The sequence below is a fragment of the Flexivirga alba genome (genome assembly GCF_042661025.1).
GTDB lineage: Bacteria > Actinomycetota > Actinomycetes > Actinomycetales > Dermatophilaceae > Flexivirga > Flexivirga alba.
This window is the reverse complement of the sequence record NZ_JBHSWH010000001.1, coordinates 571,038-588,115: the sequence shown is the minus strand read 5'-3', so window position 1 is coordinate 588,115 and position 17,078 is coordinate 571,038. Positions and strand designations below refer to the sequence as shown.

Here is a 17,078-nt window from a genome sequence, read left to right as displayed (position 1 = left end):
CTGGCGTGGTGCTTCCGACGGGTGGTGAGCTATGCGCATGGCAACGGCAATCACCACGCGGGTGGCGACCGTCGATGATTTCCCATGGATCATCGAATTGATCGACCGCAACCGTGCCGAGCAACTGAGCGAGCAGCAGCGCGCGACCGCAGGGTTCGTGCAGGGTCGGTGGAACACCGACACTTTGCAGCAGTTGCTCGCCGGGCCCGGAATGTTCATCGCTGAGGTCGACGGCATACGCGCAGGGGTTGCGTTGAGCAGCTCACCCGGGGCGGTCACCACCGGCCCCGCAGGTCGCACCAACGAGTTGGCCGCGGATCACTTCGGCGACACCGGTTACTTCCTCTACGGTCCGGTCGTCGTCGATGCCGACTTCCGAGGCCAGGGGTGCTGCGGCACCTGGTCGACCGTCTGCTCGGCGACGCGGCCGCCCACTACCGGATTGCCGTCGCATTCGTCGAACAGGCCAACACCAATTCCCTTGCCGTGCACCAGCACCTGGGTTGGCAGACCTTCGCGACATTCGATCTCGCCGAGCGCGGATTCCTAGCGCTCGCTCAGCGACTCGCGCCGACCGCAGAGAGCGGCGGGTCGGCGCACCTGCCCTGACTCGATCGGAGCGGGGAGATCGCCGCTCCGATCGAGTCGGCTTTCATTCGGCCGCAGCAAGCTTCGCGGAGGTCGGCACCGTGCCCTGAACGTCGGTGGTGCGTGAGCCCGCACCCTTCGCCTCGATGGCACCGCCGACCTCGAGTGCGGCGATGCTGCCACCGTCGGCGACCTCGAACGTCACGACGTCCGCACCCTCGGTGCGCAGCGACCCGCCGATCGTGACGGACTGTATGTCGCCGCCCGATTTCACCGAGAACGCAACGGCTTTCAGGGTCACCTGGACACCCTTGACCAAACTGGTGCCCTCACCGCCGGTGGTGACCACGTCGTGGTGCACGGTCAGGGTGCCCATCGGTTTGCTGACCTGGATGCCGACCGAGCCGTCACCGGTGGTCTTGATCGAGTGGAAGGACGCGGACTGCAGGGATCCGTCATACAGATTGAAGCCGCGGGCGCCGCCGCCGGTGGTGACCACGGGTGCCTGCATGTCGAGTGTGTCGATGTCGCCGAAGTTGACGAAGCCGATGCCCGACGGGCCGGTGGACTTCACCTCGGCGGTCGAGACCCACTCCTTCACGTAGCCCCAGTTGTCCAGCACCATGTCGTTCTGACCGTGCGTGGTCACGGTGCCGGCGTTGAGGACCTTGTCGACGGTCGCACCCGAGACCACGAAGACGCCTCCGGAGATCTTGTCCGGCGTTCCGGGCGCGATCCCGCCGTCCGTCTCGACCCTGCCGGTCTCGATCAGGTCGGCGGTGAACGCACCGCCGGCGAGGTGGCCCTCCCGGTCGCCATACCCCGCGACGAAGACGCCGGAGCCGCGCACCGGGGTGCTCTCGGTGCCGATCGACACGTCCTTCAGCGTCGCGGTGAAGGAGGACGACGTGTCCGGCTGGCGATTCCACAGGGTCAGCCCGCCCTGCAGCACGTCGACGCCGAAACCGTGCGGCTGGTCGGCCCGGCCGCGCACGTCCGCAGCCTTGATGTGTATGCCGTCGGTCTCCACCCGCACAGTCATCGTGTCGTCGTCCGCGACGAGGTAGACCTGGCCGACCGTCGTCACGTTCTTGAACGAGAAGGTGCCGGCGTCGACAACGCTGGTGTCGTTGTAGACCGCGGTCTCGTAGGGCGTCGTGGTGATGGTGATGTCCTGCAGGGTGTTGTCCTTGGTCAGCCGCACGCCTTTGGCCAGGAAGACCAGCTCGCCACCGCGCAGCGTCGTGCCCTCCGGCAGCGTGATCGACGGAGAACCCGTGATGCTGCCGGCGACAACGATTTCCCGGGCTCCTGCGCTGATCGCGGCGGCGAGTTCGGCGGCGGTCGTGACCGTCGTGGACATTGCATCAGTCATGGTCGGTTTCCTTTCGATGGAGTGATGTCCGGCGCGAGGCCTTCGAGCATCTGGTCGAATGTTTGCAGTGCCAGCGCATCGAGTTCACCGAGATTGAGGTCGAACTCGTGGGCGAAGGCGTCACGGAAGATCGCGTATCCAAGGTACGTCGCCGCGGTCCCGACGAGAACCCCAACCGCGTCGGCGTCCTGACGTATTCCCCCTGGCAAACCTTGAATCGCGAGGCAGCGCACCGCCGGAACTCGCGGCGCCGATAGTGCCATCAACTGGTGCCTGCGGGACTCCGCTTCCGCGAGGACCAGAAGGAGAAGTAGGGGGTAGCTGCATCAATTGACCTGGCAATAAAGAAGATTGGCAATCTGTGCCGTCAACTGGTGCGGATCCATGGCGCGACGCCAAGGTCTGACCCCATCGGCTCGATCACGATATTCATTACACGAAGAGTTCGCGCCGGCCAGTTCCCGTCTCAGGTGGGATCTCGCGAGAGGACACCATGTCCAAGAGTGGATGGCCATCGACCGAAAACCGTTGACCTGGAAGCGTTTTGGGCATCATGGATCTAGTGCTGGAGAAGCGACCAGGCCGTTACCGACGCACTGCGTGGCGTGTTGCCGGACCGGATCTGGCCCTATCAGGTCTCCAACTGGCGCCATGGCGGTCATGCATGATCGCATTCGGACCAGGGTGGAACCACTTACAGGTTGAGGTGGCTCTGAACGGTGCGGGCCGGGCCCATCCTCCTCCGAAAGTGCCTGCAAATTAAAGCCTTGGGTCAGGTTTGGTCACAGTGGGGCCAACGTTGGACCCCGAAAGCACCCCAGGCGCGGCAAATCCGATATGAATAGGTGCTGGGTGACCTCTGGCGTATCGACAGTGGGTCTTTGCTGGCCATTTCCGGATCGTTCGCCGCACGGCTGCTGGTCGCCCCCATGACGTGTCAGAGCACATGGTGAGCGTGAGAAGCACAGAGAGGAATCCGACTTGATGGCATGTGAGATCGATGCATGCGCGAGGCTCCGCGGAGTCGGCGCCGCGACCCGGTGGATGGTCGCCGGATGAGCGCGCAGGCGCGCAGCGATCCACCGCACCGCCTGCGCATCACGGTGCCGGCGTCCGACACGTCGGTATTGCGATGGCTTGAGGTGCAGGAAAGCCCGTCGATATCGCTGCGCATGCTGGTCCGCGCGGCCATCGAACGCGACGGCTACACGGACGTGCTGACCCGACCGGTCGAGCAGTTGCCACGTCGTGGCCGGCCGGTGGCCGAAACCCCCAATCCGACTCCGGCGGCCCGCTATTCCGGCGAGCCCACCGCCATACGGGCCAGGGACTCAGCTGACGACCACCCGGCCGAATCGGTTGACTCCGGACGCCATTCGCGAGCGGGTGCGGCGAGGAAGAGCGCGACGGCGCAGGCGCCGGAGCCTCAGAAGCAGTATTCGATCGACGAGATCATGAGCAGTACGCGGCGGTGACAGCTGAGCCGGTGTATGCCGACCGGCGTCCCTTGAACATTTTCAAACCAAGAAGAAGGACGAGAACCAGGAATGGCGAAGCACAGCCCCAGCAGCACGAAAGACGCGGCTACCACGAGCAGCGCGGGCCCGGCCGATGAGATGACCTTGACCGGCGGCATCGACGTCGGAAACGGCTACGTCAAGGGCGTCATCCGCGGCGATGTCAGTGGCGAAGCCGTCTTCGACGAGATCGACCTCCCGTCGGCGGTGGTCTCGACCAGCAGGTCCACTCCGAAGGTGCCGCTTGCCGACTCTGACGTCGTCGCGGAGATCAGCGGGGCCGGCCCCGGCGATACCGACGACTTCTACAACCGGCTGGACTGCTCGCTGGCCAGCCCCCTTGTCGGACACAGCGACCGGAGGATCTTCGGTCGGTCGGCACTGTCGGTGCGTGGCAGCAAGTTCACCGAATTCGAGGTGCTCGGCAAGCGCTCGAAGGCTGACCAGGAACTGAGCGCGGTGCTCGTGCTGGGCGTCTTCGCCGCGAAGGCCCTGCGCGACTATGTCGCCGCCCACGGCAGGCTGCCCAACCACGAGCTGCGGGTCAACGTGCGAGCAGGCCTGGCGCTGCCGATCAGCGAATACGTGCAGCGGCGGCACACGTTCGCCGCGGAGTTCACTGGTGCGCAGGGTAGCGAGAAGCCCATCGTCCATTCGGTGACGATCAAGAACTTCAGCACCCCGGTCACGGTGCGACTGCGTTTCATCGACGTGCAGGTCCTCGCCGAGGGTGCGTCGGCGCAGTTCGCGATCACCGACAAGGGTGAACCGCTGGCGCAGGCGTTGCTGGACGACCTCCGGGCGAGCGATCCGGACCCCCTGCCGGAAGGCGTCACCGCTGCCGACCTGGTCAGCGTCCGCAACACGATCGGCGTCGACGTCGGCGAGGGCACCGTCAACTTCCCGGTCTTCACCGATGGGCGGTTCAACGCCGAGGCGGCCATAACGCTCGAGCAGGGATACGGCACGGCCCTGATGAACGCCATGGAGCGCATGAGCGAGTCCGACAAGCAGCTGGCATTCACGAGTCGAAAGCAGCTGGCCGACTTCCTGCAGCAGCGTCCGTCCGTGCTGCAGCGTGGCCGGTATAGCCGGGCGCACAGCTTCGTCGAGGACGAGGCGCGGTATCTGGTGGCCGAGATCGCCAGCCGGTTCGCGGACGTCGTGGCCCAGGCCGGTGCGACCACCGAGGTCGTCTATGTGTATGGCGGCGGGTCGGGCCCGATCAAGCACCTGTTGCGGCCGGCCCTTCAGCAGGTCGCCGGTGACATCCCCGTCCTCTATCTGGATGCGCGGTATTCGCGGCACCTGAACCGTGAGGGTCTCTATATCGCGGCACGGCACGTCGAGCAGTTCGCTTCACGCGAGCAGGGCGGCGAGCGGAGCGCTCGTCGGCGGGCGAAGGTCAGCGCGTAGTCGACGCGATCGCACTCAATCGTCGGCGTGGCCCCATGGTCGGGGTCACGCCGACGTCGTGTCTGGGTAGGGCGGCTACGGCCGCCGTCTGCGGCGTACTCAATGACACCGACACCGTCGTCGCGGAGCACATCGCATTACGGCCAGAGCTTGTCGATCAGGTGGCGTGAGTCAGCCATCGTGAACTCCTTGGCTTCGTAGGCGTGCGACCGCCGCGGCGAATCGGGGGACCCCTGTCCGCCGGAGGGATTTCAGCAGCTGGGGTGCCGACAGTGACGGTCGCGACGACTCGCGCGACTGATTCTGCAAAGCGAGGAGGGTTTCCTGCGGGTGCAACTCGAGTTGATCGAGCAGGAAGGCATCAGGGTGGGAGACGGTCAGTCCCCACTGCGCGAGTTCTGCCTCCGGAAAGTCCTTCAGGTTTGCCGTGACGATGACCTGGCATCGAGACACGATCGCCGCCGCCATGACGTGCGCGTCGCCAGGATGGCCGGGCATGTCATCGAGCAACTGCTCGTATGCCGTGACGGTTGCGTTCGGGAACGCACCTGCCATCGCACGGATCCGTGCCCGGGCGCCTTCGCGACCGACGGAGCGGACAGTGGCGAGGTTGCGCTTCAGTTCGCAAGGACATCACCAGACCAGCGCGGCTCGAACGCTCCGTTCTCAGCGATCCGGAGCAGGGTGTCGCACAACGTCGGCGGGTAGAGGACGCACGTGTCGAGCAGGACCTCGAACGTCATTGCTCAATGGCGCTTCAGCGGTGGTTGGCCATCGAGGAGGTCATAAAGACCTGCGCTCTGCGCGTCTCGCGCCATCTCGTCAAGACTCTTGCGCCGTTGCATAGCCACGCGCTCCTGATAGGCGATCAGATCCTGAAGAGCGACGTAACGGTGCCGACCCGGCTTCACCGCCTCCAAGTCCCCGCGATCGATGATGCGCACCAAGGTCGGCCGCGAGATCCCGAGGAAGTCGGCGGCTTCCTGGGTGGTGAGCATCGCGTTGTGGGGTGCGACGGTCACCCCCATCCCGTGTGCCATGGCATCAGCGACCTGCACCAGAACTCGGTGGACTTGCGCTGACAGCGCGATCGTCGTGCCGTCCGGCGCGATGAGTGCGGCGAGACCGCCCTCACCCTCTCGCAGGAAATTGGCCAACGATGCTGCAGACGCCTCGTCCTCCGACGACGGAAGGTAGGTCTCAGTGTGCCGCGCGGCGGTCTTCGTACGAGTCGGCATGCCACTGATTTTATGTCGAAACGAACAAAACGAACAGTGCTGACAGTGGTCACATCGTCGCCGAACACCACATCAATCCAGCCAGCGACTACCAAATACGTACCCGCTCCATAAAATGTTTGAGGGCCATCCTCGTACCTCGGATGACCCTCAAAATTTTGTCGGGGTGACAGGAACCGCGCGTGGCGCGCCTCCTTCGTCGGCTCGCGCACGCGCTCCCGGCATCATGTCTCCCGACATACGAAAACCGCCGACAAGTCGGCGGTTTCGTTATGTCGGGGTGACAGGATTTGAACCTGCGACCTCGTCGTCCCGAACGACGCGCGCTACCAAACTGCGCCACACCCCGTGGCATGCCGCGGGCACCCGATGGATACGCGCGGCGAGAAGCAACGATACAAGGAGTCGTGACGTTTCGCCCAATCGGGTGGGTCTGCGCGGTCTCGATACGCGAACTCCTCCGCTTCGCTCCTCCGTTCGCTACTCGACCAGCTTGGTCTTGCTTCTCCGTCTGCTACTCGACCAGCTTGGTCTTGCTCCTCCGTTCGCTACTCGATCAGCATGGTCGGGCTGCTCAGGACGACGCTCTGCCACTCTGTGGCGTCAGCGGTAGCGCCGCAGGATGTGCTCGGCCTGCTCGACGTACCCGCCGCCGAAGAGGACGGCGTGCAGCAGCATCAGGTGCAGCTGCATGAGCGGGATTCGGTCGCGCCAGCCGTCGGCCAGCGGCGCAATCTCGTTGTATGACGCGAGGATCCTCTCGAGGTGTGGTGCGCCGAAGAGGGCGAGCGCCGCGAGGTCGGACTCGGGGTGACCACCGTGTGCCGCGGGGTCGATGAGGACGGCGCCGTCCGCGGTCCACAGGACGTTCCCGGACCACAGGTCGCCGTGCAATCTCGCTGGGGCTGTGCACGATTCGTCGAACTCGCCGTCGTGGAGGCGTTTCAACAGAGGCTCTGCGGGTCTCGATACACCTCCCCCGCTTCGCTCCTCCGGCACTCGACCAGCTTGGCTCCGCTCCTCCGGCACCCTTCGATACGCCGCTCGTGCCTCGCGGCTACTCAGGGCGGCGCTCGAACCCGCAAGCTGTGCGAGTTGCTCAAGGAGCGGCGCCAGGCGCACGTCGGCATACATTGCGCCCCACGAGTCGTAGGGGACCAGCGGCAACGGCAGCAGGTCGTCGGCCGGCCCCTGGAAGCCGTCGCCGGACCATTCGTCCGGCCCGGCGCCGTACCCTGCTGCACCGGCGGCGTGCGTCGCCGCGAGCGCGCGACCGAAGTCCTCTGCATCCGAGACTGACGGTTGAATCGGCGAAAGTTGTTGCAGCACAAGGTTGTTGCCGTCAACCGCGACGACATCGACGACGGCAGCGCCGTCCTCGACCCTCAACCAGTCCAGTCCAGCCGCCTCCCATTCGGCCGCTCGCGCTGAGGCTGCGTGTTTGACGAGGCTCATCGGGGGACGAGGGTCAGCAGCGTTGCTTCCGGTCGACACGCCAGCCGCACCGGGTTGTACTTGTTGTGACCCAACCCGGCAGACACGTGCAACCACGCGGCGTTGGTCGGGGCGTCCGCGTCACGGTGGCCTGACGCGCCGGGCCACCAGCGCGAAACCCCTTTGGCACGAGCGTTGTCCAGGTCGCAGTTGGTGGTGAGCGCGCCATACAAGGGCACACACACCTGTCCGCCGTGCGTGTGTCCGGCGAGCACGAGACCGGCGCCATCGGCGGTCATCGCATCCAGCACCCGCACGTATGGCGCATGCACGACCCCGACCGTCGCGACCACGTCTGCCGCGGCGGGCGCCGACACCGACTCGTAGTCGTCCAGCTCAATGTGCGGATCATTGACGCCGGCGAATTCGACTGGCATACCGCTGATTTCGAGCTTCGTGCGGACGTTGTCCAGGTCGACCCAGCCACCTCCGGTGAACCCGGCGACGAGGTCTTCCACCGGCAAGGACGGCACCTCGAGTTCGTCGCCGCGCTTGTGCGGGCGGCCGACGCCGACATACATCAGCGGGTTCTTCGGAGCGGGGGCGTAGTAGTCGTTCGAGCCGAGCACGAACGCACCAGGGAACTCGAGCAACGGTCCCATCGCTCGCAGCACCGAGGGCACCGCCTGCAGGTCGGAGCAGTTGTCACCGGTGTTGATCACGAAGTCCGGCTCCAGTGACGCCAGACCGCGCACCCACTGGATGCGGCGCTCCTGCCGCGGCACCAGGTGCAGGTCGCTGAGGTGCAGCACCCGCAGCGGGCGCGCACCGGATGCGAGCACGGGCAGCTCGAAGCGGCGCAGCGTGTAGAGGTGCCGCTCGACGAGTGACGCCCAGGCGAGCGTGCCGAGCCCGGCGCCGGCGACGGCGGCTGAAGTCTTGGTGAGTGCGTGCATGAGGCTGCCAATTGTGTCCTGAATTCAATGCGACCTCCAACGCGAGCGCGGCACGAGCTGCCATGCGCAAGACTGGGCCGTATGACGAGCAAGCAGAGCCTCCGCGAGGACATGACCGCAGCCCTTCGCGCCCGCGACAAGGTCCGCACCAACACGTTGCGGTCGGCGATGGCGGCGGTGACCAACGCCGAGGTCGCCGGCAAGGAGGCCAAGGAGCTCACCGCCGACGAGGTGCAGCAGGTCATCGCCAAGGAAGCCAAGAAGCGCCGCGAGGCGGCCGAGGCGTATGACGGTGCCGGTCGCACCGAACTCGCGGACACCGAGCGGGCCGAGCTGGCGATCTTGGAGGAGTACCTGCCCAAGCAGCTCGGCGACGACGAATTGTCCGCTCTGGTTTCCGATGCAATCAGCGAGACCGGGGCTCAGGGCATGGCCGGGATGGGGCAGGTCATGAAAGCAGTCCAGCCCAAGGTCGCCGGGCGCGCGGATGGTGGACGGATCGCGGCTGCGGTGAAGCAGGCGCTGCAGGGGTAACCGGTTGCGGTTGTTCCGCAAGGCCGTGGGTCTCGATACGTCGCTTCCCCGCTCCGGCACCCCACGAAGTTTCTCCCCCGCTTCGCTCCTCCGAATACTTCGCGGGGACCCCGCCTGCGCTCCTCCAGCGACTACTCGACCCGCAAAGTTGCGCTGCTCCAGCGACTACTCGACCAGCAAAGTTGCGCTATTTCGTCTTTGGCGGCGGGCTGGTGTGCTTGGGCGGACCCGTCTTCTTCGAAGGCGGCGGTTGCGTCGTCGACGGCGGGTTCGTCGTCTTAGGAGGCGGCGGCGGTTGTGTCGTCGTCGTGGCCGGTGGCGGCACGTAGGTGCGCGTCGTGGCCGGTGGCGGCACATAAGACTGCGTCGTCGGGGAGACCGGTCCGGAGAACGTCGGCGGGTTGGATGTGGTGGTCGTGTCGCTGGTTTTCGGCGACGGCGAGTCCTTCGGTGTGGTGCCGTCGGGATTCATGAAGTGCTCGATCGGCTGGCCCTTGAGTGCGGCGTCCATGATGTTCTTCCAGATCGGCGCCGCGAGGTCGCCGGCGAAGACGTAGCCCCACCAGGGCTGGTGTAGAGGTGGCCGGCGAGGGTGATGTTCTTCATGTCCCGCGGGGTGTCGTGGTGGCCGACCCATACGGCGGTTGCCATCTGCGGGGTGTAGCCGACGAACCAGAGGTTCCTCGATCCGTCCTCGGTACCGGTCTTGCCAGCTGACTGACGGTTGCCGGCAAGCTGGATGGCGCCGTGGGTGGTGCCCTTCGGGTCGGTGATGACCGACTCGAAGATCTTCGAGGTCTCGGCCGCGACCTTCTTTGTCATGATCCGCTTGCACGTGGTGCCGGACAGCTTGAGCTTCTTGCCGGCGCCGTCCTTGATCGAGACAACCGGATGAGGCGGGCAGTACATGCCGCCGGAAGCCACCGTGGCGTATGCGTTGGCCAGGTTGATCGGCGTCGTGTTGGACGTGCCCAGCGTGATCGAGGCCGGGCCGGACGAGATCGTCCCGCCGCTACCGTCCTTCACCCCGAACTGTGTCGTCGTCTTCATGACGTTGCAGGCTCCCAGCTCGCCCACGATCTTCGCGAACACTGTGTTGACAGACTGTGCGGTCGCATCGGTGAGCGACATCTTGCTGCCGGCGCGTGGCTGCGGCGCGTCATTGGGAAGCGTCCAGGTGTCACCACCCAGGCCGCACTGGCCGGGGATCTCGGTGTGGGTGAAGATGTGCGCGGGTGCACCGGCCTTCGACTTGCCGTTGTATGACGGAACGCTGACGGTCTTGCTCGGTGACCAGCCGTTCTCCAGTGCGGTGATCACCGCGAAGATCTTGGCTGTCGAACCGTAGGCATAGCCACCGTCAGGTGCCGCGAAGTTGGTGGCACTCGAGCCCTTGCCGGGAGAGTTGGAGTACTTCGTGTTCTGGCCGCTGGCCAGCACCAGTCCGGTGCCGGGCTGGACGATGACGCCGGCGGAATCGATGCCTGCCTTGTTCCCCTGCGGCACCTTGGCCCGGATCTGCTTGTCGATGATGTCGGCCATCTTCGGGTTGAAGCTCGTTTGGATCGTCAAGCCACCGCTCTCCAGGGTCGCCATCCGCTCCTTCGGCGACTTGCCGAGTGACGGCTGGGTCTGCAACCAGCTGATGACGTAGTAGCAGAAGTAGGCGTATTTGGAGTTGGCGCAACTGTTGGACTGCACCGGGTGCGGGTTGAGCTTGAGCTTGGTGTTCTGAGCTTCGATCATCTGCGCCCGGGTGATCAACTTCTGCTGGTACATCTTCGCCAGCACCACGTTGCGGCGGGCAACCGCACCAGTCGCGTTGGTGAAGGGGTCGAGAGTGCCCGGCTCATTGACGACGCCCGCGAGGAGCGCGGACTGCGGCAGGTTCAGCTGCGAGGCGTGTATGCCGAAGTACTGTCGCGCGGCGGCCTCGACGCCATACGCCTGACCGCCGTAGTAGACGAGGTTGAGGTAGCCGTCGAGGATCTGGTCCTTGGTGTATTTCTGCTCCAACGACACTGCGTATTTCAGCTGCTGGATCTTGCGGACGTAGCCCTCCATGCCGGTGCGGCTGACGGCCTGCTGAGCCTTGGCGGTGTTGCCGCTGTTGATCGCTTCGTTCTGGATTGCGATCTTGACGTACTGCTGCGTCAGCGTGGACGCGCCCTGCGTGCCGTTGCTGAAGACGTTGGAGCCGATGGCGCGGAAGAGGCCCCTGGAGTCCAGTGCGCCGTGCTGGTAGAAGCGCTCGTCCTCGATCGCGACCTGCGCCTGCTTCATCGTCTTGGAGATTTTGCTGAACGGCACGACGATGCGGTTCTGGTTGAACGGCGTCGCGAGCACCGAGCCGTCCGAGGCCAGGATGCGCGACTGCTGCGCCAGCGGGTTCATCGCGAACGAGCCGGGCATGTCGTTGAAGAGCTTCACGCCGCCGTTCGTGGCCTGGCCGGCAGCCCCGATCGCCGGCAGGAAGAGACACGCGACGATCAGTCCCATCGCCACGGCCGTGGCAACGAAGGCGCCGAGCAGGCTGAAGACAGTGCCGAGTCGGGAGGCAACACGCATGCGGGGCAGCGTAACGGGCGAAACTGTCATCGGCCGCATCCGACGGGCTCAACATGATAGACGAATCGGCAAACCCGCACGTATAGTGCGAAAGGACTATTTGGAAATAGTTCCCCGAGGATCTGGCGGCTGACGCTCAGGGTCAATACCGTGACCCGAGACACACGCGGGGGGCGTGCACCACATTTCCATCCGGGGCGGGGAAGGCCGAGAGCGAGAACATGACAGCTGTGATGCCTGATAAGGCGACCTGGGACGAGAATTGGGCGGCGCGTGCTGTATGCCGGACGGGGTCAGCCCCGGACGAGCTCTTCGCCAAGGGGCTGCGCAGCAGTCCGCCAAGGTGATCTGTCAGCGGTGTCCTGTCGTCGCCGAGTGTTTGGCGGACGCCCTCGACAACCGCACCGAGTACGGCGTGTGGGGTGGCATGACCGAGCGCGAGCGTCGTGCCCTGCTGCGTCGCCGGCCCGATGTGCCGTCGTGGTCGCAGCTCTTCAAGCTGGCCCGCGCCGACGAAGCCAACGAGTAACGGACACGAGGCGGGACTTCGAGACGCCCGCTCGTTCCTCACGGGCTCCTCAGCCACCGCTGATTAGTCGGCCAGCTGTTCACCGATGGCGCGCAGCTGCTCCACGTCGTTGACGTCCTGCGCCGACGCGGCGACGGCAACCTGCGGGATCGTCGGGTGCGCCGCGGTGAAGCGGCCGATGGCCGCCTCCTGACGCTCGGCCTGAGCCGCGCGTTCGGCATGCACCCGCAACAGGCCCGCCGTGTCCTCCGGCTGCCAGCCGGACCCCTTGCGCGAATCCAGACCATCGGCTTCGTCCGCGGCAGCCTCGGCGCGGCCCTCGCGCAGCGACGGCACGTGCGTGCGCTCCACCCGATTGACGACGAGCCCGGCGAGCGGCATACGTTCTGACGCCAATCGGCCCGCGAAGAACGACGCCTCCCGCAACGCGTCGCGCTCCGGTGTCGCGACCACGAGGAACGCCGTCGCCGCGTCGCTGAGCAGCGCGTAGGTCTGATCGGCGCGCTCGCGGAAGCCGCCGAACATCGAGTCCAGCGCCGCCACGAACGTCTGCGCGTCGCGCAGCAACTGCCCGCCGAGCACCTTGGACATCACCGCGGTCATCGTGTTGACGCCCACCGACATGACCTTCAGGTAGGCACGACCGCCCGCCTTCGCCGGCGACATCAGCAACCGGATGAACTTGCCGTCCAGGAACGACCCGAGGCGCTTGGGCGCATCGAGGAAATCCAGCGCCGAACGCGACGGCGGCGTGTCGACCACGATGAGGTCCCAGCGCGCCTCGTCGCCCGACTGCTCCGCGTGCAACTGGCCGAGTCGCTCCATCGCCATGTACTCCTGCGTGCCCGCGAACGAACTCGAAACCGCCTGGTAGAAGGGGTTTTCCAGGATCTGCTGCGCCTTGTCCGGTGCAGAGTGCCGCAGCACCAGCTCGTCGAAGGTGCGCTTCATGTCCAGCATCATCGCGTCCAGCGAGCCGCCCGCGGACGTGTCGATCGCCTCCACCGGTGCGGGCTCGTTGTCCAGGTGCTCCAGGCCGAGCGCCTGCGCAAGCCGCTTGGCCGGGTCGATCGTCAGCACCGCGACCGTGCGCCCCTGCTCAGCAGCTCGTATGGCGATCGCCGCCGCCGTGGTGGTCTTGCCGACGCCGCCGGAGCCGCAGCACACGATGGTGCGGACCGTGTCGTCCCGCAGCAACTCGTCGATGTCGAGCAGCGGTGGCTGTGTCGTCATACGCCTGCTCCTTGGTCGGTGAGCGCTGCGGACAACTCGAGCAGGCCGCCCGCGTCCATGCCGCCGGGGACCAGTGGCAGGTGGTAGGTCGGCAGGTCGAGGTCCTCCAGGGTTCGGCGCTCGCGTTCCTGCAGCGCGAGTCGCTGGGTGAGGTCGACGCCGGTCTGGGTCAGGCCGCGCACCATGCGCGGGCCGACGCGCAGGCCGAGGGCGGTCAGGTCGTTCGACAGGGGCTCGGCGTCGAAGTCGTCGGCGGCGAGCAACTCGAGCGTGTGGTCGCTGATCGGGGGAGTGACCTCCTGGTTGATGACCACCGCGCCGAGCGGCAAAGACAGCGAGCGCAGCTCGGCCACGGCCTCGACGGTCTCCTGCACGGGCATCTCCTCCAGCAGGGTCACCACGTGCACCGCCGTCTGCGACGACTGCAACATCGCGGTGATGGCGTCGGCCTGGTTCTTGACCGGACCCATCTTGGCCAGCCCGGACATCGCGTGGTTGACCCCCAGGAACTGGCCCACTCGCCCGGTCGGAGGGGCGTCGAGGACGACTGCGTCATACAAGTGGGGACTGCGGGTGCCACGGCGACTCGGCCGACGGCGGACGGCCTCGTAGACCTTGCCGATCAGCAGCACGTCGCGCAGGCCGGGCGCGACCGTGGTGGCGAAGTCGATGACGCCGAAGCGTTCGAGCATGCCGCCGGCCATGCCGAGCTTGTAGAACATCTGCAGGTATTCGAGCAACGCGGCCTTCGCGTCGACCGACAGGCCCATCACCTGGCCGCCGCCCGGGCCGGTCGCGACCTGGGTCTCGTCGTCACCGAGGCGTGGCACGTCGAAGACGCCGCTGATGCCTTGGCGCCCTTCGACCTCGACGAGCAGCACGCGCTTGCCGTCGGTCGCCAGGGTCATCGCCAGTGCTGCGGCGACGGTCGTCTTGCCGGTCCCGCCCTTGCCCGTCACCACGTGCAGCCGCACGTCGTCCCAATCGCCGGTGGTCATGGGGCTCACGGTAGCGGGGCTTGGGGGTACCTTCTCTCGACGCTCCTCAGAAGAGGACTGGGTCGACGACCGACTCCTCGGTCCGGTGCGGTGTCGGTGTCCCGCGCCGGCGCCCGGGCAGGGCAGCGGCCACAGGTATGCCGAGCGCGGAGAACGCCGCTCCGACCCACACGGCGGTCTGGAAGTGGTCGACGAAAGCGCTCGCCGAGGCGAAGACGCCGGGGTGGGCGAACACGCTGCTCAGGATCGCGACACCGAAGACGCCGCCGATCTCGCGCAGCGAGCTGTTGGTGCCGGACGCGATGCCGATCTCGGCGGGCTGAACCGAGCCGACGACCGCGTTGGCCACGGTCGGGAAGCACATCGAGATCCCGGCACCGGCGACGCCGAGTGCGACCGCGAGCCAGGTGTAGTCCATGCCGGGTGCCGCGATCGCCGCGACCCAGCCCAGCCCGCAGGCCTGCAGGGTCAAGCCGGCCAGCAGCAGCGGGCGGTTGCCGATCCGATCGGCGAGTGCCCCGGCCAGTGGCGCGACGATCATCGGGGCACCGGTCCATGGCAGGGTGCGCAGCCCGGCCTGCAGCGGTGAATATCCGAGGGCTGTCTGCAGGAACTGCATCATCAGGAACAGCACGCCGAAGAGTGAGGCGTACATGAAGAAGCTGACCCCGTTGGCGGCGTTGAAGGCGCGGGAGCGGAACAGGCCGGCCGACAGCATCGGGGTCGCCGTGCGCCGTTCCCACTGCAGGAATGCGGCGACCAGCGCCACCCCGAGGACGAGCGAGGTGATGGTTTCGGGCCGTGCCCAACCGATGCTGCTCGACCGGATCAGGCCCCAGGTGATGCCGGAGAGGCCGGCGCCGGCCAGCAGCAGGCCGACGATGTCGAGTTGCGAGCGCGGTCCGTGACTCTCGGTGAGGCGGGCAATCGACAACGGAATCAGCACGATGCCGATCGGGACGTTCAGCCAGAAGATCCAGTGCCAGCTGATGCCGCCGACGATGGCGCCACCGACGACCGGCCCGAGCGCGACCGCCAGCCCGGTGATGCCGCCCCACAGACCGATGGCGGCACCACGCTTCTCGGCAGGGAACGCCTCGCTGATCAGGGTCAACGTCATCGGCATGACGATCGCCGCCGCAAGGCCTTGGGCGCCGCGCGCAGCGATCAGGGTGCCGACCGTGGGTGACGACGCGGCCGCGGCCGAGGCGCAGGTGAAGCCGAGCAAGCCGATGCAGTACATCCGTTTGCGGCCGTATCGGTCGCCGAGTGCGGCGCCGGTCAGCAGGGCCACCGCGAAGGCCAGGTTGTAGGCGTTGACCGTCCACTCCAGGTCGCCGAGACTGGCGTGCAGGCTATGTCGCAGCGCGGGCAGTGAGTTGGCGACGACCAGCGTGTCCAGCGCGGTCATGAAGACTCCGAGCGAGGCTAGGACCAGGGTCCAGACCGTTCGGGGAGCGTTGGTGGTCGGTGGTGCAACAGTGTTCGTGTCGTTGAGGGTTCGAGTGATCGACATGGGTCCTTCTCCACTTCTGTGCAGGTGCGGTTTGCTTCGCGCCCGTTCGGAAGTGCAGACACGACCCGTGCCGGAAACTGGTCTCCGGAGCGCGACCAGTTCTGCGGTTCTGCGGTGTCAGTACTCATGTCCCGGACCCATGTCCGGGCGGACCGAGGAGAAGGAGGCCGCTGATGTCGGCAGAACTGCTCGAGCGGGCGCGCGCCGGGGACCGTGAGGCGTTCACCGCCCTGGTCGAGCCGCACCATCGTGAGCTGCATGTGCACTGCTACCGGATGCTCGGTTCCGTCCAGGACGCGGAGGACGTGTTGCAGGACACCCTCCTCGCGGCGTGGCTCGGTCTCGCCGGTTTCGAGGGACGCTCGTCGGTCCGGACCTGGCTCTACCGCATCGCCACCAACAGGTGCCTGAACCACCTGCGTTCGGCGAAGCGGCAGCCGGCGACAACGGCGGCGGCCATGCCCGTGCCGGCGCCGGAGCCGACGCGGCTGGGCGAGGTGCCCTGGCTACAGCCCTACCCCGACGTGTTGCTGGAGGAGCTGCCCGACCGGGTCCCGGGTCCGGAGGCTCGTTACGAGGCGCGAGAAGCGATTTCGCTAGCTTTCATCACCGCGGTCCAGTTGCTGCCGCCCAACCAGCGAGCAGCGCTGCTGATGCGGGACGTGCTCGGCTACCGGGCCAAAGAGGCGGCCGAGTTGCTCGACCTGACCGAGGACGCAGTCACCAACGCACTCAAACGAGCCCGAGCGACCCTGGACGCGGCGCAGGTCGCCGGCCAGCCGACGCCTACCGATGAGTCCGTCGAGCAGGTGCTGCTCGATCGGTTCGTGACGGCTTTCAGCGAGCACGACGTCGACGGGCTCGTGGCGTTGATGAGCGACGACGTGTGGGTGCGGATGCCGCCGTTGCCCTTCGAATATCGCGGCACGGAGGCAGTGCATCGCTTCTTCACCGCGATCCACCCGCACTGGCGGCAGAGCGACCGGCTGGTGCCGGTGCGTGCCAATGGCCAGCCCGCCTGGGGTGCCTATTCGCGCGACCGGGGGACCGGCATCCGGCATCTCACCGGTCTCTACGTGCTCGGGGTCGACGGCGGCCGGATCTGCGAGCTGACCCGGTTCGAGACGACGCTCGCGCCATACTTCGGCCTGCCCAGGACCCTGGACTGATCGGCCG

At 66.5% G+C, this 17,078-nt stretch carries 17 protein-coding genes, 1 tRNA gene and 1 pseudogene; 6 read left to right on the top strand and 13 right to left on the bottom strand.

Features of this window, described 5'->3' with window-relative positions:
• Nucleotides 1-37: 37 nt before the first annotated feature.
• Nucleotides 38-550, top strand: a complete 513-nt coding sequence (locus ACFQDH_RS02965; RefSeq protein ID WP_382398323.1) for a hypothetical protein — start codon at nucleotides 38-40, stop codon at nucleotides 548-550.
• Nucleotides 551-652: 102 nt separating this feature from the next.
• Here ACFQDH_RS02965 and ACFQDH_RS02960 read toward each other — a convergent pair whose 3' ends face one another.
• Both ACFQDH_RS02960 and ACFQDH_RS02955 read right to left on the bottom strand, forming a co-directional pair.
• On the bottom strand, nucleotides 653-1,963 hold the full coding sequence (locus ACFQDH_RS02960; protein ID WP_382398321.1) for a hypothetical protein: 1,311 nt from the start codon (nucleotides 1,961-1,963) through the stop codon (nucleotides 653-655).
• Complete coding sequence (locus ACFQDH_RS02955; RefSeq protein ID WP_382398319.1) at nucleotides 1,960-2,226, bottom strand: hypothetical protein; 267 nt, start codon at nucleotides 2,224-2,226, stop codon at nucleotides 1,960-1,962. Before ACFQDH_RS02955 ends, ACFQDH_RS02960 begins: the two co-directional genes overlap by 4 nt.
• 792 nt (nucleotides 2,227-3,018) lie before the next feature.
• Here ACFQDH_RS02955 and ACFQDH_RS02950 point away from each other — a divergent pair.
• Together ACFQDH_RS02950 and ACFQDH_RS02945 are read left to right on the top strand one after the other, a co-directional pair.
• Nucleotides 3,019-3,438: a hypothetical protein gene (locus ACFQDH_RS02950; protein ID WP_382398317.1), complete on the top strand. Its 420-nt coding sequence runs from the start codon at nucleotides 3,019-3,021 to the stop codon at nucleotides 3,436-3,438.
• A gap of 72 nt (nucleotides 3,439-3,510) precedes the next feature.
• Entirely contained in the window at nucleotides 3,511-4,896 is a 1,386-nt protein-coding gene (locus tag ACFQDH_RS02945) for a hypothetical protein (RefSeq protein ID WP_382398315.1), read from the top strand.
• Nucleotides 4,897-5,067: 171 nt separating this feature from the next.
• On the opposite strand, the gene ACFQDH_RS02940 is transcribed toward ACFQDH_RS02945, so the two are convergent.
• From ACFQDH_RS02940 to ACFQDH_RS02915, 6 genes are all read right to left on the bottom strand, one after another.
• Nucleotides 5,068-5,451 carry a hypothetical protein gene (locus tag ACFQDH_RS02940; RefSeq protein WP_382398313.1) on the bottom strand — a complete coding sequence of 128 codons (384 nt, stop codon included), beginning with the start codon at nucleotides 5,449-5,451 and terminating at the stop codon, nucleotides 5,068-5,070.
• Nucleotides 5,452-5,513: 62 nt separating this feature from the next.
• Nucleotides 5,514-5,639 carry a hypothetical protein gene (locus ACFQDH_RS02935; RefSeq protein ID WP_382398311.1) on the bottom strand — a complete coding sequence of 42 codons (126 nt, stop codon included), beginning with the start codon at nucleotides 5,637-5,639 and terminating at the stop codon, nucleotides 5,514-5,516.
• A 3-nt stretch (nucleotides 5,640-5,642) separates the two neighbouring features.
• Entirely contained in the window at nucleotides 5,643-6,134 is a 492-nt protein-coding gene (locus ACFQDH_RS02930; RefSeq protein ID WP_382398309.1) for a helix-turn-helix domain-containing protein, read from the bottom strand.
• Between the two features lie 275 nt (nucleotides 6,135-6,409).
• Nucleotides 6,410-6,483: transfer RNA gene (locus ACFQDH_RS02925), tRNA-Pro, on the bottom strand.
• 254 nt (nucleotides 6,484-6,737) lie between these two features.
• Nucleotides 6,738-7,589: a fructosamine kinase family protein gene (locus ACFQDH_RS02920; protein WP_382398307.1), complete on the bottom strand. Its 852-nt coding sequence runs from the start codon at nucleotides 7,587-7,589 to the stop codon at nucleotides 6,738-6,740.
• The gene (locus ACFQDH_RS02915) at nucleotides 7,586-8,524 is read right to left on the bottom strand and encodes a metallophosphoesterase (protein ID WP_382398305.1); all 939 of its coding nucleotides are present in this window, start codon (nucleotides 8,522-8,524) and stop codon (nucleotides 7,586-7,588) included. Before ACFQDH_RS02915 ends, ACFQDH_RS02920 begins: the two co-directional genes overlap by 4 nt.
• Nucleotides 8,525-8,605: 81 nt before the next feature.
• Between ACFQDH_RS02915 and ACFQDH_RS02910 the strand changes: the two genes are divergently transcribed.
• The gene (locus tag ACFQDH_RS02910) at nucleotides 8,606-9,058 is read left to right on the top strand and encodes a GatB/YqeY domain-containing protein (protein ID WP_382398303.1); all 453 of its coding nucleotides are present in this window, start codon (nucleotides 8,606-8,608) and stop codon (nucleotides 9,056-9,058) included.
• Between the two features lie 187 nt (nucleotides 9,059-9,245).
• On the opposite strand, the gene ACFQDH_RS02905 is transcribed toward ACFQDH_RS02910, so the two are convergent.
• Both ACFQDH_RS02905 and ACFQDH_RS02900 read right to left on the bottom strand, forming a co-directional pair.
• On the bottom strand, nucleotides 9,246-9,569 hold the full coding sequence (locus tag ACFQDH_RS02905; RefSeq protein WP_382398301.1) for a hypothetical protein: 324 nt from the start codon (nucleotides 9,567-9,569) through the stop codon (nucleotides 9,246-9,248).
• On the bottom strand, nucleotides 9,527-11,626 hold the full coding sequence (locus tag ACFQDH_RS02900) for a transglycosylase domain-containing protein (protein ID WP_382398299.1): 2,100 nt from the start codon (nucleotides 11,624-11,626) through the stop codon (nucleotides 9,527-9,529). Before ACFQDH_RS02900 ends, ACFQDH_RS02905 begins: the two co-directional genes overlap by 43 nt.
• Before the next feature lie 221 nt (nucleotides 11,627-11,847).
• Here ACFQDH_RS02900 and ACFQDH_RS02895 point away from each other — a divergent pair.
• Nucleotides 11,848-12,155 (top strand): annotated as a pseudogene (locus tag ACFQDH_RS02895) (WhiB family transcriptional regulator).
• Between the two features lie 63 nt (nucleotides 12,156-12,218).
• Here ACFQDH_RS02895 and bagB read toward each other — a convergent pair.
• Genes bagB through ACFQDH_RS02880 form a run of 3 tightly spaced genes read right to left on the bottom strand, consistent with a single transcriptional unit; the run spans nucleotide 12,219 to nucleotide 15,902 of the window.
• Complete coding sequence (gene bagB, locus ACFQDH_RS02890) at nucleotides 12,219-13,388, bottom strand: ArsA family ATPase (protein WP_382398297.1); 1,170 nt, start codon at nucleotides 13,386-13,388, stop codon at nucleotides 12,219-12,221.
• Complete coding sequence (gene bagA / locus ACFQDH_RS02885; protein ID WP_382398295.1) at nucleotides 13,385-14,386, bottom strand: ATPase BagA; 1,002 nt, start codon at nucleotides 14,384-14,386, stop codon at nucleotides 13,385-13,387. The genes bagB and bagA overlap by 4 nt, the downstream gene beginning before the upstream one ends.
• Nucleotides 14,387-14,432: 46 nt before the next feature.
• A complete protein-coding gene (locus ACFQDH_RS02880) occupies nucleotides 14,433-15,902 on the bottom strand; it encodes an MFS transporter (protein ID WP_382398293.1) in 1,470 nt (489 codons plus the stop codon).
• A gap of 173 nt (nucleotides 15,903-16,075) precedes the next feature.
• Between ACFQDH_RS02880 and ACFQDH_RS02875 the strand changes: the two genes are divergently transcribed.
• Entirely contained in the window at nucleotides 16,076-17,071 is a 996-nt protein-coding gene (locus ACFQDH_RS02875) for a sigma-70 family RNA polymerase sigma factor (RefSeq protein ID WP_382398291.1), read from the top strand.
• Nucleotides 17,072-17,078: the final 7 nt, after the last annotated feature.

What these genes read in the sequence shown, in the direction of transcription:
- ACFQDH_RS02965 (WP_382398323.1), top strand. Translation starts at nt 38, where the DNA reads ATGGCAACGGCAATCACCACGCGGGTGGCGACCGTCGATGATTTCCCA.
- ACFQDH_RS02960 (WP_382398321.1), bottom strand. Translation starts at nt 1,963, where the DNA reads ATGACTGATGCAATGTCCACGACGGTCACGACCGCCGCCGAACTCGCC.
- ACFQDH_RS02955 (WP_382398319.1), bottom strand. Translation starts at nt 2,226, where the DNA reads ATGGCACTATCGGCGCCGCGAGTTCCGGCGGTGCGCTGCCTCGCGATT.
- ACFQDH_RS02950 (WP_382398317.1), top strand. Translation starts at nt 3,019, where the DNA reads ATGAGCGCGCAGGCGCGCAGCGATCCACCGCACCGCCTGCGCATCACG.
- ACFQDH_RS02945 (WP_382398315.1), top strand. Translation starts at nt 3,511, where the DNA reads ATGGCGAAGCACAGCCCCAGCAGCACGAAAGACGCGGCTACCACGAGC.
- ACFQDH_RS02940 (WP_382398313.1), bottom strand. Translation starts at nt 5,451, where the DNA reads ATGGCAGGTGCGTTCCCGAACGCAACCGTCACGGCATACGAGCAGTTG.
- ACFQDH_RS02935 (WP_382398311.1), bottom strand. Translation starts at nt 5,639, where the DNA reads ATGACGTTCGAGGTCCTGCTCGACACGTGCGTCCTCTACCCGCCGACG.
- ACFQDH_RS02930 (WP_382398309.1), bottom strand. Translation starts at nt 6,134, where the DNA reads ATGCCGACTCGTACGAAGACCGCCGCGCGGCACACTGAGACCTACCTT.
- ACFQDH_RS02920 (WP_382398307.1), bottom strand. Translation starts at nt 7,589, where the DNA reads ATGAGCCTCGTCAAACACGCAGCCTCAGCGCGAGCGGCCGAATGGGAG.
- ACFQDH_RS02915 (WP_382398305.1), bottom strand. Translation starts at nt 8,524, where the DNA reads ATGCACGCACTCACCAAGACTTCAGCCGCCGTCGCCGGCGCCGGGCTC.
- ACFQDH_RS02910 (WP_382398303.1), top strand. Translation starts at nt 8,606, where the DNA reads ATGACGAGCAAGCAGAGCCTCCGCGAGGACATGACCGCAGCCCTTCGC.
- ACFQDH_RS02905 (WP_382398301.1), bottom strand. Translation starts at nt 9,569, where the DNA reads ATGGACGCCGCACTCAAGGGCCAGCCGATCGAGCACTTCATGAATCCC.
- ACFQDH_RS02900 (WP_382398299.1), bottom strand. Translation starts at nt 11,626, where the DNA reads ATGCGTGTTGCCTCCCGACTCGGCACTGTCTTCAGCCTGCTCGGCGCC.
- bagB (WP_382398297.1), bottom strand. Translation starts at nt 13,388, where the DNA reads ATGACGACACAGCCACCGCTGCTCGACATCGACGAGTTGCTGCGGGAC.
- bagA (WP_382398295.1), bottom strand. Translation starts at nt 14,386, where the DNA reads ATGACCACCGGCGATTGGGACGACGTGCGGCTGCACGTGGTGACGGGC.
- ACFQDH_RS02880 (WP_382398293.1), bottom strand. Translation starts at nt 15,902, where the DNA reads ATGTCGATCACTCGAACCCTCAACGACACGAACACTGTTGCACCACCG.
- ACFQDH_RS02875 (WP_382398291.1), top strand. Translation starts at nt 16,076, where the DNA reads ATGTCGGCAGAACTGCTCGAGCGGGCGCGCGCCGGGGACCGTGAGGCG.